At 60.4% G+C, this 12,429-nt stretch carries 13 protein-coding genes; 3 read left to right on the forward strand and 10 right to left on the reverse strand.

The genetic code is table 11. The features are described from left to right. Window positions 1–2: 2 nt before the first annotated feature. The 5 genes from HQN82_RS19290 to HQN82_RS19310 all read right to left on the reverse strand — a co-directional run bounded on the left by HQN82_RS19290 (window position 3) and on the right by HQN82_RS19310 (window position 5,407). Window positions 3–923: an SMP-30/gluconolactonase/LRE family protein gene (locus HQN82_RS19290; protein WP_006698128.1), complete on the reverse strand. Its 921-nt coding sequence runs from the start codon at window positions 921–923 to the stop codon at window positions 3–5. 32 nt (window positions 924–955) lie between these two features. Then, window positions 956–1,903, reverse strand: coding sequence for an ABC transporter permease (locus HQN82_RS19295; RefSeq protein ID WP_173615626.1), 948 nt, complete (start codon window positions 1,901–1,903; stop codon window positions 956–958). Continuing rightward, window positions 1,900–2,841, reverse strand: coding sequence for an ABC transporter permease (locus HQN82_RS19300; protein ID WP_173615627.1), 942 nt, complete (start codon window positions 2,839–2,841; stop codon window positions 1,900–1,902). Before HQN82_RS19300 ends, HQN82_RS19295 begins: the two co-directional genes overlap by 4 nt. Beyond that, on the reverse strand, window positions 2,838–4,301 hold the full coding sequence (locus HQN82_RS19305; protein WP_173615628.1) for an ATP-binding cassette domain-containing protein: 1,464 nt from the start codon (window positions 4,299–4,301) through the stop codon (window positions 2,838–2,840). Before HQN82_RS19305 ends, HQN82_RS19300 begins: the two co-directional genes overlap by 4 nt. Window positions 4,302–4,390: 89 nt before the next feature. Then, window positions 4,391–5,407, reverse strand: a complete 1,017-nt coding sequence (locus HQN82_RS19310; protein WP_173615629.1) for an ABC transporter substrate-binding protein — start codon at window positions 5,405–5,407, stop codon at window positions 4,391–4,393. A 301-nt stretch (window positions 5,408–5,708) separates the two neighbouring features. On the opposite strand from HQN82_RS19310, the gene HQN82_RS19315 reads away from it, so the two are divergent. Both HQN82_RS19315 and HQN82_RS19320 read left to right on the forward strand, forming a co-directional pair. Continuing rightward, the gene (locus tag HQN82_RS19315) at window positions 5,709–6,944 is read left to right on the forward strand and encodes a GAF domain-containing sensor histidine kinase (RefSeq protein WP_173615630.1); all 1,236 of its coding nucleotides are present in this window, start codon (window positions 5,709–5,711) and stop codon (window positions 6,942–6,944) included. A gap of 1 nt (window position 6,945) precedes the next feature. Further along, window positions 6,946–7,668 (forward strand): response regulator transcription factor, encoded by a 723-nt coding sequence (locus HQN82_RS19320; RefSeq protein ID WP_004437639.1) that lies wholly within the window; start codon window positions 6,946–6,948, stop codon window positions 7,666–7,668. Between the two features lie 4 nt (window positions 7,669–7,672). Here HQN82_RS19320 and HQN82_RS19325 read toward each other — a convergent pair whose 3' ends face one another. Both HQN82_RS19325 and HQN82_RS19330 read right to left on the reverse strand, forming a co-directional pair. Continuing rightward, the gene (locus HQN82_RS19325) at window positions 7,673–8,689 is read right to left on the reverse strand and encodes a DNA topoisomerase IB (RefSeq protein WP_173615631.1); all 1,017 of its coding nucleotides are present in this window, start codon (window positions 8,687–8,689) and stop codon (window positions 7,673–7,675) included. Between the two features lie 87 nt (window positions 8,690–8,776). Then, complete coding sequence (locus tag HQN82_RS19330) at window positions 8,777–10,006, reverse strand: PQQ-dependent sugar dehydrogenase (RefSeq protein WP_173615632.1); 1,230 nt, start codon at window positions 10,004–10,006, stop codon at window positions 8,777–8,779. Between the two features lie 183 nt (window positions 10,007–10,189). Between HQN82_RS19330 and HQN82_RS19335 the strand changes: the two genes are divergently transcribed. Further along, a complete protein-coding gene (locus tag HQN82_RS19335) occupies window positions 10,190–10,375 on the forward strand; it encodes a hypothetical protein (RefSeq protein ID WP_107340591.1) in 186 nt (61 codons plus the stop codon). Here the strand turns inward: HQN82_RS19335 and HQN82_RS19340 are convergent, their stop codons facing one another. The 3 genes from HQN82_RS19340 to HQN82_RS19350 form a co-directional block, all read right to left on the reverse strand. Beyond that, a complete protein-coding gene (locus HQN82_RS19340) occupies window positions 10,376–11,002 on the reverse strand; it encodes a class I SAM-dependent methyltransferase (RefSeq protein ID WP_173615633.1) in 627 nt (208 codons plus the stop codon). It lies immediately after the preceding gene. A gap of 7 nt (window positions 11,003–11,009) precedes the next feature. Further along, complete coding sequence (locus tag HQN82_RS19345; protein ID WP_173615634.1) at window positions 11,010–11,678, reverse strand: pseudouridine synthase; 669 nt, start codon at window positions 11,676–11,678, stop codon at window positions 11,010–11,012. A 135-nt stretch (window positions 11,679–11,813) separates the two neighbouring features. Beyond that, complete coding sequence (locus HQN82_RS19350; protein WP_173615635.1) at window positions 11,814–12,401, reverse strand: IMPACT family protein; 588 nt, start codon at window positions 12,399–12,401, stop codon at window positions 11,814–11,816. Window positions 12,402–12,429: the final 28 nt, after the last annotated feature.

Raw genomic sequence — 12,429 nt, forward strand, 5'->3', positions numbered from 1 at the left:
TTTCAGGGTGTCTGTGCACCGGTTGCGGCGACATAGACCGAATAGAGCGATTTTGTCGCGGTGATGAACAGGCGGTTCTTTTTTGGCCCGCCGAAGGTGAGGTTCGCCACTGTCTGCGGCACCTTGATCTTGCCGATGAGCGTGCCGTCAGGCGCAAAGCAGTGCACGCCATCGCCGGCGCTCGTCCACAGATTGCCGGCCGTGTCGAGGCGAAAGCCATCTGGCAGGCCATTGTCGATATTGCAGAATTCCCGGCCGTTGGCGAGTTTTACGCCATCCACGACGTCGAAGACGCGGATATGGCGGGGTCGGGTGACATCGTGGCTGTAGGAACTGTCGGCAATGTAGAGCTTCGTTTCGTCAGGCGAAAATGCGAGGCCGTTCGGCTGCACGAAGTCGTCGATGGCGATGTCGATCTTTCCGGTAGCGGGATCGAGCCGGTAGACATTGCGGGTCTTCTGCTCCGGCTCGGCCTTGTAGCCCTCGTAATCGGACAGAATGCCGTAGGTCGGGTCGGTGAACCAGACGCTGCCATCTGATTTCACCACCACGTCATTGGGTGAGTTCAGCCGCTTGCCGTCGTAGCTATCGGCAAGGACGGTGATCGAGCCGTCGACCTCGGTGCGGGTGACGCGGCGGCCTCCATGTTCGCAGGACACAAGACGTCCCTGCCGGTCGCGGGTGTTGCCGTTGGTGAAGTTGGAGGGCTGGCGATAAACCGAGATTCCGCCATCCGGCACCCAGCGAAGCATGCGCTCATTGGGAATATCGCTGAAAAGCAGGCAGTTCAGGTCGGCGAACCACACCGGTCCTTCTGCCCAGCGGCAGCCCGAATAAAGCTCTTCCAGCTCGGCATTACCGACGATCAGGTGGCGGAAACGGTCGTCGTGAATTTCGTAAGGTGAAGTCTTGTCTGTGGTCATGAGCGTGGTCCGCTTTGGCTTGTCGTTCGGGGTCAGCGCGTGGCCTTCGGGCCGCTCGCCAGAAGAATGACGGAGATGATGATGAGACCGGTGAGGATGAGGCGGATGCCCGCGCCGAAACCATAGGTATTCAGCATCGAGACAACCAGGAACATGAAGAGCGATGCGCCCCATATGCCGGGCACGTTGGAATCCCCTCCCGCCACCGCCGTGCCGCCAATGACAACGACGGCGATGGACATCAGCAGATATTCCGAGCCCATGTTGAGCGCCGCACCGCCGGAGAAGCTGGCGAGCAGATAACCCGCAATTGCTGCCAGTACCGCGCAGAGGACGTAGGTGACGAAGCGTGCGCCATCCACGGGAATGCCGGTCATGCGCGCAGCGAAGGTGCTCTGGCCGATGGCGGCAATCCAGCGTCCGTAGAAGGAGCGGTCCAGCAGCAGCCATGCAATGACGGAAAGCAGCAGGGCGACCAGGGCGACGTTGGGAATGCCGAGAAAACTCGATGTGGCGAATGTGGTCAATGTTTCCGGCGGCTTGATGCGCAGGCCGCGGTTCGACCAGATGGCGATGGACTGCACGATGAAGCTCATGGAGAGCGTCGCGATGATCGGCGGGATGCGCAAGAGCTTGATCAGGGCATAATTGCCGATGCCGATGGCGATACCGATGAGGATGGCGATCAGCAATCCCGGCAGAATGAGGCTGTCCGATACATCCATGAACTTCAAGGCAAGCGTCCCCGACAGCGTCATCGTCGCGGGAACGCAGAGGTCGATATTTCCGGGCCCGAGCGTGATGACGAACATCTGGCCGATGCCGACGATGACAGAAAAGGCCGCGAAGGTGAGCGCTGCGTGCGACAGGCCGAATGAGCTTGCGCCGCCGGTGAAGAGCACGGTGATGATCCAAACCGCAATGGTTGCGGCGAAGGACCAGATCCACGGTTTTCTGGTGAGGGAAGAGAGCCCGTTCATTGGTTTTTCTCCCGCTTTTCGAGACGGTTGAGCAGGATGCGCAGTGCAAGCACGATGATGAGGATCGCCCCTTGCGCGCCGATTTGCCAGTCCGGTGAAATGCGCATGAAGGAGAGGAAGGAACCGGCAAGCGTCAGCGTCAGCGCACCGATGACGGCGCCGATAGGCGAAACCCGACCGCCGACGAATTCGCCGCCGCCGAGGATGACGCCCGCAATCGACAGCAGCGTGTAGCGCAGCGCGATATTGGCGTCGGCCGATGTCGTCAGGCCCACAAGGGCGATACCGGACAGCACCGCGAAGAAACCGGCCAGCGCAAACGTGGCGGCGCGGATGCCGATGACCGACCAGCCGGAACGCTCGACAGAGCGGAAATTCCCGCCGACGCCGCGCATCAACACGCCGAACGAGGAGCGCATGACGATGTAGTGGGCGATGACCGCAATCAGGATGCTGGCGACGATCGCGATCGGCACGAAAGGCGGTTTTGCCGTCATCAGCGTGCGGATGAAGGCAGGCGCCTGGCCGCCGGGCGAGGGGAGGATGAGAACGGCGAGGCCGCCCCAGACGAAACTCATGCCGAGCGTGACGACGATGGAGGGCAGGGCGCGGATATGGATGATGGCCCCAAGCAAAGCGTAAACTGCAATCGCCCCGGCAAAGATCGCAATACCGAGCAATGGCGTCGTTTGCAGGAAGGTGGCGGTGACGCAGGCGCAGAAACTGACGAAGGTGCCCATCGACAGATCGAGATCGTTGACCGACATGATCAGCATCTGCGCAATGGTGGCGAGTGCGATCGGCACTGCCAGATTGAACAGCAGATTGAGGCCGTTATAGCTCATGGCACGCGGCTGCATGTAGAAAACGGCGGCGAGCAGAAAGGCGAGCGAGGCGGCGGGAATGATGAGGCGGAGTGCGTTTGCCGAGAGTTTCATGCGTTGTCTTCTCCCGCGAAGGAAGCGGCCAGCACATTCTGTTCGGTGATGTCCTCGCCCACCAGTTCGTCCTGAATGGCGCCGTCGCGGAAAACATAAACCCGGTCACAAAGGCGAATTTCGTCCATTTCGGTGGAGTACCAGATGAAGGTGCGGCCGTGAGAGGCTTCGGTTCTCAAGATATCGTAGACCTCCTGTTTGGTGCCGATATCAACGCCGCGCATCGGGTCGTCCATCAAAACGGTGCTGGCGGTGGTGGCGAGTGCGCGGGCGAAAAGCACCTTCTGCTGGTTGCCGCCGGAGAGAGACAGGATCTTGTTGCCCATGTCGGGCGTGCGAATTTCGATGCGCTTCTTCCATTGCGCGCCGAGGTCGCTCTCCTTGCTCCTGTCCACCATGCCCGCAGATGAGATATCCCGCAGCGACGCGATGGAGAGGTTCTTCAGGATGCTCCACAGCGGGAAGGTGCCGTTGAGGCTGCGGTCGCCCGCGACGAAAGCGATATCGGTCTTGCGCGTCGGCAGCCAGCTGCTGTTGCGGGCAAGATAGAGGTCGAGAAGCGCTTCGGTCTGGCCATGTCCGCCGAGGCCGGCAAGGCCGATGATCTCGCCGCGAAAGGCCTCGAAGGCGATGCCTTCGCCGCGCCGCGCCGGCATCGAAAGCACCTTTTCGCCTGCCTTGCGGTTTTCGCTTTTCTGACGGTCCTGTTGCTTGACGACGCTGCCCATGGCTTCCACCAGTGTTCGTGTCGTAAAATCACCCGCCGCCCGGTCGGCCACCACGCGGCCATCCTTCATGACAACGATGCGGGTGGCGGTTGAAAGAATTTCACCGAGAATATGCGAGATCAACAGAACGGAACCGCCGGTGCGCACAAAACGCCGGACATAATCCATCAATTGTTCGGCCAAGCCGGCATCGAGCGAGGATGTCGGCTCGTCGAGAATGACCAGCCTCGGGGCTTCAGGTGTGCGGCAGAAATTGATGGCGATTTCCACCATCTGCCTCTCCGCAATGGAAAGCTCGGCAATCGTCAGTTCGCAATCGATGCCGTGGCCGGGAAAAATCTCGTCGAGCGTCTGGCGGATCATGGAAAGAGCGCGATTGCGCCAGTTCCGCCCGTTTATGGCGGCATGCATGATGCGGACGTTTTCGCTGATTGTCAGGTTTGGGCAGAGCGAGAGTTCCTGAAAGACGCAGCGCACGCCGCTCGCACGCGCAGCGGCTATGCCGTGGCGGTTCTGGTTCCCATGATAGGAAATGGAGCCTTCATGCGGTGTGAGCCCGCCATTGATGACATTGACGATGGTGGATTTGCCCGCGCCGTTGTGGCCAACGAGCCCGAGGCATTCCCCGGCGCGGATGACGAGATCGGCCCCATCCAGCGCCCTGACCGCGCCGAACACGACCTTCACGCCGCGCGCGGCGACGACTTCTTCCGCCTCGATGATGTCATTCATGAGCAATTACGCCAGTGATTTGAAATTGAATGTGGGATCACTGCGGCGCTTCCATCGAAAGCGCCGCAGGATCAGGTAGGAACCGCGGGTTACTTCGCCGCGGAAATCACCTTCTGGGCATCCTCAAGCGAATATTCCACATTCGCCACGCCACCCTTCTGGGTGTTCTTGAGGTTGTCCTCGAGATTTGCCTGGTCGATGCGCAGGAAGGGAACCGTCAGGTCCTTCTTCACATCCTTCCCGTCGAGAATCTGCTGTGCCACCCAGAATGCCAGCGTCGAGACGCCGGGAGCGATGGAGACGGACATGGTCTCGTAGCCGCTGGCATCCTTCTGCTGTTTCCACCATTGCAACTCGTCTTCGCGATTGCCCATGACGATCGTCGGCGTCGGGCGCTTGGCGGCGGCGAAAGCCTGCGCTGCACCGTAACCGTCACCCCCCTGCGTCACGACGGCCGCGACTTCTGGAAGGCTTGGCAAAATGCCGGCAACGGCGCGCTGGGCGACATCCTGCGCCCAGTCGCCATTAACCGAACCGACGATCTTGAACTGCGGGTTCTTGGAGACGGCATCGACGATACCGGCATGGATTTCGTCATCGACCGAAACACCGGCCAGGCCGCGAATTTCGAGCAGATTGCCTCCCTTCGGCATGGCCTTGGCGAGGTAGTCGATCTGGCTTGCGCCCATGGCCTTGAAGTCGACGGCGATGCGCCAGGCGCAAGGCTCGGTAACGATGCCGTCGAAAGACACGACGATGATGCCGGCATCACAGGCTTCCTTCACCGCGCCGTTGAGTGCGGTGGGGGAGGCGGCATTGATGACGATGGCGTCGTAACCCTGCAGGATCAGGTTCTGGATCTGCGCCGCCTGTTCGGTCGCCTGGTTTTCGGCTGTCGTGAAGGCGTCAGCTGCGGCCACCTGCTTGTCGGCAACCGCCTGCTTGGTGATCTTGTCCCAGCTGGTCAGCATCGCCTGACGCCAGGAATTGCCTGCGTAATTGTTTGAAAGCGCAATCTTTTTTGCCGACGTATCGGCATGAGCGGTGATCGGCAGCGCTGCACATGCGACAGCGGCCGATGCCAGAAGCATCTTCCTGAAAGCCATTTGATTTCCTCCCTCGTGGCTTGCCCTTTTCGAGCCCGGAATCTCGCACGCCGCAAATCTCCTCGGCGGCAGGCGGAATTCCTTTGCACTGGAGCTCCTTTCCCCAGTAGAAGCGAGAATGACCAAGAAGATTTGGCTTGTATAGGCGGATCGCGGCAATCTTCCTGCGGATTTCCGCATAAAGCTTGCGGGAACCCGCAGGACGAAAGGCCGCTGCCAAGCGCAGAATGGATGACGCGGCGTTCCGATGTGTCGAAACTGCGCCGCCGGAGATGGCAGACGCTTGGGAGGGCGTCGGCAAATGTTGGATACGCCCAAAAGCGCGCTTTTTTATCACTACATGGGTATTTCAAGGCTTCTGGCCGGGCAGCTGGAATTCAACGCCATTATTCAGGCGGTCGCGACCGAGATCAGCCATATCATCCCGCATGACCACATGGATGTCTGCATCAAGCAGCTGGATGACAAATACCACATCGCCTATGAGAGCGGGCTTGTCAGTGCCTGGAGCAAACATCCGCCTGCACTTTTGACCGGAAGTCCTATCCGCTCCCTGCTGTCGGGCGAAGTCGAGCATCTTCTGAGCGGCGATGCATGCGCCGATCCGCGATTTCATTTCAACGGCGCCTTTTCCAGTCCCATCCATGAGCTCGATCTGCATAGCCGCCTGCATGTTCCGATGAAGGTCCACGGCGATATTATCGGCGCCCTTAGCTGTTCCTGCCATCGGGCCGATGCCTATACGATGGAAGATGTCACCAATGCCCGCGCCGTTGCGGATTTGCTGGCGCCCTATTTCTACGCCATTCGTGCGGCTGAACAGGCCAAACGCTCGGCCATCGAGGAGGCGCGCGCCAATGCCCGCGAAGAAGGCCTGCGCCTTGGGGCGCTGCAATTGACGGAAGCGCTGGAGGCCGAGCGGCAGCGCATCGGCATGGACCTGCATGACCAGACTCTGGCCGACCTGACGCGGCTTGCGCGGCGTATCGAGCGCATGAGCCATACCCCAGACGTGTCGGGGGAGATGCTGGAGCCGGTGGTGCGCAGCCTGCAGCATTGCATGCAGGATCTGCGCGAGATCATCGAGGAGGCGAAGCCCTCGATCCTGCAATTGTTCGGTGTCGTTGAAGCTATCGAGACCTATGTAGACCGCTCCGTGCGCGACAGCGGATGCGCTATCGACTGGTCAGTGACGGACGAGACGGAGGGGCTGGTTGAAAGGCTGGACAAGACGGTGGCCATATCGCTCTTCCGCATCGTGCAGGAGGCCGTGAACAATGCCATTCGCCATGCCCAGCCCGAAACGATCGCCGTGAGACTAACCGCAATCGACGGCGGGTTGCGGGTGACCGTGAGCGATGACGGCAATGGCGGCGGTGACAGTGGTGCCCCCGGCGGTCTCGGCATGGACAACATGAAGACGCGGGCGCGGCTGATCTCTGCACGGTTCGACAGAGGCGGCAACCGTGATGGGGCGGGTACATGCATCACCGTCACCCTGCCTGCGGGCGCTTTCAATTTCCGGGAGGAGATGTGACATGGACGTGCTCATCGTCGAGGACGATGCCCTGCACCGGGCCTATCTGAACGAGGCGGTAAGAGCCGCCCTGCCGGAATGCGACAAGGTGCTGGAGGCGGCAAACGGCAGGACGGGCGAGAAGCTCGCGCGGGAAAATCGCGCCGCCCATATCGTCATGGATTTGCAGATGAACGAGCGCAACGGCATCGAGGCGGCGCGCACCATCTGGAAAGAGCGGCCGGATACCCGCATCCTGTTCTGGTCCAATTATTCCGACGAAGCCTATGTGCGTGGTGTTTCCCGCATCGTGCCAGAAGGGGCTGCCTATGGCTATGTGCTGAAATCCGCCTCCGATGACCGCCTGCGGCTGGCGCTGCGCAGCATCTTCATCGAGGCGCAATGCGTGATCGACCGGGAAGTGCGCGGCCTGCAGGAAAAGAGCCTCGGCAAGGCGCATGGTTTTACCGATTCCGAATATGAAATTCTTGTCGATGTCGCACTGGGGCTCACCGACAAGGCGATCGCGCGCCGCCGGAACCTGTCGCTGCGCAGCGTGCAGAACCGCTTGCAAAGTCTCTACGAGAAGCTGAACGTGCATCAGGCGGCCGGCGATGACGAGGCGGAAGGCCGGTATAATCTTAGAACCCGCGCCGTTACCGTCGCTTTCCTGCGCAAGCTTTTGAATTACAGCGCGCTGGAAAAGGCGGAACGCGAACTGGCGGAATGGGTGGGAGGCCGCTGACCTGTCAGGGTAAAAAGGCCAGCAGACGTCGTTCATCCGCCCTGAGGCCGGAGACGGGTTTTGCCCCGACCTTCAAGATGCGGCTGAGCTTTTTCTGGGCCTTTTCCTCCGTGGCGATATCGAGAACAGCGGGGTGCACATAGCTCTTGCGGCAGATGGCAGGCGTATTGGAAAGCTCGGTCGCCGCAGCCTGGCACATGCCTTTTATGCTCGGTTTTTCACCGGCTGCCACATGCTCCATGGCATTGCAGAAGGCCGCGAGCGTTCCGCCCCAGGTGCGGAAGGTCTTGGCGGAAATGCCCTGGCCGCCGATACGTGAGAGATATGCGTTGAGATCGCTGGAATCGACGGAGTGAACCCGGTTTTCACTATCCTGCCAGACGAACAGTTCCTTGCCGGGAAGATCGGCAATCTCCTCCAGGATTTTCTGTAGCCGCGGGTGTCGCAATTGCCTTTTCACCTTCTGCCCGCCTTTGGCGGCGAAGCGCAGTTCAATGGTTTCGCCGAAGGAAACGTGGCGCTTGAGGAGTGTCGTTGCGCCATAGGTGCCGTTACTCTCAAGATAGGAGCGATTTCCGACGCGCAAATAGGCGGCATCAAGCAACAGGGTCAGGGCTGCAAGCGTCATTTCCTGCCCATGGTCCTGTTTACCGACGTCGGCCATGGCGCGACGGCGGATGGCAGGGAGCGCCCTTCCGAAGCTTTTGAGTTGGAAGAACTTCGTTTCTCCCCTGAGCGCATGCCAGTCGGGGTGATAGCGATATTGTTTTCGCCCGCGCGCATCAAAGCCGGTGGCCTGCAGATGGCCCGACGGGTCGATGCAGATCCACACATCCCTGTAGGCGGGCGGCACGCCGAGCGATTTGATGCGCCTGAGTTCTTCATTGTCGGAGAGAAGCTCGCCGCCCGGTAGCCGGTAACAGAAGCCACGGCCGCGTTTCTCGCGGGCAATACCCGGCTCCTGATCATTGACATAGGCAAGTCCGATTTTGGCGAGAAGGCGGGTGGAAGGCTGTGGCATGGTTGTTTCCGGCACGTTTAAGGTTGCAGGAAACGAGAAAGAGGCCGCCTTCGTTCCGGCGCCCTGCTGTTCCGGTTACGACTTTTCTCAGCCGGCCTTGGCGATCCGCAAAATTTGCGAGTCGCCGCCGCCGCGCTCTTCGGTCACGGCATAGACGGCGCCATCCGGACCCACTTTCACATCACGAATGCGCGCTTCCAGCGGCAATCGGCTTTCCGTCGCAACCTTGTCGCCGTCAATGTGCAGGATGACGAGGCCTTGGCTCACCAGACCGCCTACGATGAAGGCTCCCTTCCACTCGGGAATCTGGTCGCCGTCGTAAAAGGCCATGCCGGACGGGCCGATAACGGGGTCCCAATAATAAACCGGTTGTTCCATGCCTTCCTTGGCAGTGGCACCTTCGCCAACGGACCGGCCGCTATATTCGACACCGTAGGTGATGACCGGCCAGCCATAATTGAGGCCCGCCTTCGGCAGGTTCAGCTCATCCCCGCCTTTCGGGCCATGTTCCACTGTCCAGAGCCTGCCCTGCCCATCCAGCGCTGCCGACTGGAGGTTACGGTGGCCATAGCTCCATATCTCGGGGAGGGCGTTCTGTTGGCCGGCGAAGGGGTTGCCCTCGAAGGCCTTGCCTTCGGCATCAATCCGGAAGACTTTTCCGAGACCGCTCGACAGATCCTGCGCCTGCACGCGCGGTGTGGCATCCGAACGCTCCCCGACGGTGACGTAAAGTTCGTTGTTCGGTCCGAAAACCAGCCGTGATCCGAAATGCTTGTCGCCGTCATAGGTCGGCATCTGGCGGAAGATCACCGAGACGTCTTCCAGTTTCGCCGCTCCACCTTCTTCTGTCAGTTTGGCCGATGCGACGGAGGTGCCATTACCGCCATCCCGTGGCTCGGAAAAGGAGAAGAAGATTTTACGGGAGGTTTCGAAATCGGGTGCCAGCGCTATGTCGAGAAGCCCGCCCTGTCCATCGGAAGCCACCTCCGGCACGCCTTCTATCGCCGGCCCGGCCTTGCCGTCAGCGACGATATGCATGGCGCCCTCCTTGGCAGCGACGATTATGCGGCCATCGGGCAGGAATTCCATGGACCACAGATGCGGCAGACCATCGGCGACGATGGTTTTTTCGATGCTCGGCTGGGCAGCAGCCTGCGGCGCGCGCGTCTGGCCCTCAAAAGCCGGTTTCTGATCCGGCGCATTCGGCCGTTTCGTTTCGGCAGCCGGGGCGGTCTGTGCGTTGGCTGCGCCGGCCAAAGGAACGGCAAGCATCGCGCACAGGATCGTCGAATTCAGAAATCGGTTGTTGTGGAACATGGGTCTCCCTTCCGTCGTTAAGATCACGCAGGAAACCATTTGGGGAGGATTTCGTTTCCTTCGACAGTTTCAAGAAAACTTGATCATTGCGTGTGCAGGCGCCACGCTCTTTCTCATCCATGCGAATTCATAGGGAACCGCGAGCCGTGCGCTGCGTTTGGCCTCTGTTATACGGAGGGCGCCATGCAAATCATCGACAACAAGACCATAGACGCGAACAGAACCAAGCCGATCCTCAACGTGGCGGAGTTCTGCCGCCGTTATCGGCTCGACAAGGCTGAGGAACTCAGGCTCAGAAAGCTGTTCGGCGAGTTCGCCTCGCGGCATGAGCTTCTGATGAACGCGCAGCGAAAGCCGAACTTCCGCTGATCATTCATCCTCGTCGTCGGATTTTCCGAAGATCATGAAGACATCATAGCGGGTGTTCTTACCCAGTATCTGATGTGATGGCTTGCGAACACCCGGCATCGGGTCGGCGCGGAGCGGCCACTTCAGAACCACCCGCTTCGTCGCATTCTCCAGCGCAGCCTCCATCAGCTCAACCTGGTCCGGGTCGGCGCCGACCAGTTCTCTCAGCACCCGCATCTCTTTTTTCACCAACGCCGTGTTGTGGCGTGGCGGATGCATGGGGTCGACAATCACCACCTCCGGTGACAGCTCTTTCAGCAGATGCCGGGAGTCGCCGTGGAGCAATGTCATGCGCGCCGCCGCCTCGGCATAAGCGCCGCCCGCTTCCAGTGCACGACTGATGCCATCGGCGAGATGGGCGTGCATCTCCGGCGAGCGCTCGATGAGGGTGACGTCAGCCCCGAGCGATGCGAGCAGGAAGGCGTCCCGCCCGAGCCCGGCCGTGGCATCGACGATTTTTGGCGTGCGACCCTTGGTAAAACCTGCAGCCTTGGGCAGCGCCTGCCCGCGCCCCTCGCCGGAACGAAAACGGTGCCCCACCGCACCGCCGACGAAATCCACAACGAAGCTTTCGTTTTGTTCCTTCATATCGACCTCAGAACGGAGAGGGCACGGTATAGATGACATCCCGGCCGTCCGGGTGACGGAATGCCACTTCCTGCGCATGCAGCATCAGGCGGGGCGCGGCGGAAAGCGCCTCACCTTCGGCATAAAATTCATCGCCGAGAATGGGATGGCCAAGCGCCTTCATATGCACCCGCAATTGATGAGTGCGTCCGGTCAGCGGAGTGAGCGCCAGCCGCGTTGCGGGAAGCGGCAATCGTTCCAGCACCTGCCACAGGCTCTGCGCGGACTTGCCGTTTACGTGATCGACCCGGTGGCGGGGCTTGTTCTCGGGATCGATGGCGAGCGGCAGGTCCACTTCTCCGGCCTCTCCCTCAACCTCTCCCCAGACAACGGCAACATAGGATTTGCGCGTCTGGCGGTTTTCAAACTGCGACGCAATTGCCGCGTGCGCCCTGCGGTTCAGCGACATCAGCACGATGCCCGAGGTGTCCTTGTCCAGCCGGTTGATCATCAGCGCTTTCGGGAACTGCTTCTGCACACGCGTCATGAGGCTGTCGGAAAGCGCCGGATCGCGCCCCGGCACCGATAACAGCCCGCTCGGCTTATCAAGCACCAGCAGATCGTCATCGCGGTGCACGATGGTGAGCCAAGGGTCGAGTGGCGGACTATAGACGGGGTTGGAAAGCTCGGATGACATGTCGCCTCCTTAGCACGAATTGCGCATTCGGACAGGCGCTAGTGCATTTCCAGGAAAAGTGGGCCCCGTTTTTCCTGGAAATACGCCAAAATAAAGAGTTGGAGTGTTTTCGCGATTCGAAAAAAAGCGAAAACTCTAGTCCGGAATATGGAGATTGACGCGTCCGCTGGTCAGGTCGCTGAGGAGCCGGGTCAGTCGTTCGGTTTTTTCGGCCGGAACAGAGAGCACCATATCCGCGCCGGTGCCGGTAAACTCCTCCCTCTCAAGTCGCAGGTTCGGCGTGGCGGAAAGGCGTGATTTCACCAGTGCCAGGTCTGAGAAGGGGCAACTCAACGTGGCGCTGACATAAGCGATGACCGGTGACGTCTCGCCGAGGCGGAGACAGGCGGCCGCCGTGCCGCCATAAGCGCGCATCAGCCCGCCGCTGCCGAGCAGAATGCCGCCAAACCAGCGGATGACGAGAACCGCGACATTGTCGAGTGCCTGACCGTCGATAGCCTGAAGGATCGGTTTACCGGCCGTTCCCGAGGGTTCGCCATCATCGCTAAAACGATAGGTCTGACCGCTTCGCCAGGCCCAGCAATTATGGTTTGCATCGGGATCGGAATGTGCCGCGAGGAATGTTTTCGCATCCTCTTCACCCGTCACCGGCGCGGCAAAGGCGATGAAGCGGCTTTTCTTGATATCCTGCGAAAAGGTGACGGGGCGGTCGAGCGTGAACATGGGCGCTTCAATATCGCATATATTCGCC

Origin of the sequence: Agrobacterium pusense (genome assembly GCF_013285525.1) — a bacterium.
In the GTDB taxonomy this organism is placed as follows: Bacteria; Pseudomonadota; Alphaproteobacteria; order Rhizobiales; family Rhizobiaceae; genus Agrobacterium; species Agrobacterium pusense.

Bases quoted from the DNA above. Each gene is read 5' to 3' on its own strand.
- HQN82_RS19325 (WP_173615631.1), bottom strand. From the start codon at position 8,689: ATGCCACAGCCTTCCACCCGCCTTCTCGCCAAAATCGGACTTGCCTAT.
- HQN82_RS19295 (WP_173615626.1), bottom strand. From the start codon at position 1,903: ATGAACGGGCTCTCTTCCCTCACCAGAAAACCGTGGATCTGGTCCTTC.
- HQN82_RS19290 (WP_006698128.1), bottom strand. From the start codon at position 923: ATGACCACAGACAAGACTTCACCTTACGAAATTCACGACGACCGTTTC.
- HQN82_RS19330 (WP_173615632.1), bottom strand. From the start codon at position 10,006: ATGTTCCACAACAACCGATTTCTGAATTCGACGATCCTGTGCGCGATG.
- HQN82_RS19345 (WP_173615634.1), bottom strand. From the start codon at position 11,678: ATGTCATCCGAGCTTTCCAACCCCGTCTATAGTCCGCCACTCGACCCT.
- HQN82_RS19320 (WP_004437639.1), top strand. From the start codon at position 6,946: ATGGACGTGCTCATCGTCGAGGACGATGCCCTGCACCGGGCCTATCTG.
- HQN82_RS19335 (WP_107340591.1), top strand. From the start codon at position 10,190: ATGCAAATCATCGACAACAAGACCATAGACGCGAACAGAACCAAGCCG.
- HQN82_RS19300 (WP_173615627.1), bottom strand. From the start codon at position 2,841: ATGAAACTCTCGGCAAACGCACTCCGCCTCATCATTCCCGCCGCCTCG.
- HQN82_RS19340 (WP_173615633.1), bottom strand. From the start codon at position 11,002: ATGAAGGAACAAAACGAAAGCTTCGTTGTGGATTTCGTCGGCGGTGCG.
- HQN82_RS19350 (WP_173615635.1), bottom strand. From the start codon at position 12,401: ATGTTCACGCTCGACCGCCCCGTCACCTTTTCGCAGGATATCAAGAAA.
- HQN82_RS19305 (WP_173615628.1), bottom strand. From the start codon at position 4,301: ATGAATGACATCATCGAGGCGGAAGAAGTCGTCGCCGCGCGCGGCGTG.
- HQN82_RS19315 (WP_173615630.1), top strand. From the start codon at position 5,709: ATGTTGGATACGCCCAAAAGCGCGCTTTTTTATCACTACATGGGTATT.
- HQN82_RS19310 (WP_173615629.1), bottom strand. From the start codon at position 5,407: ATGGCTTTCAGGAAGATGCTTCTGGCATCGGCCGCTGTCGCATGTGCA.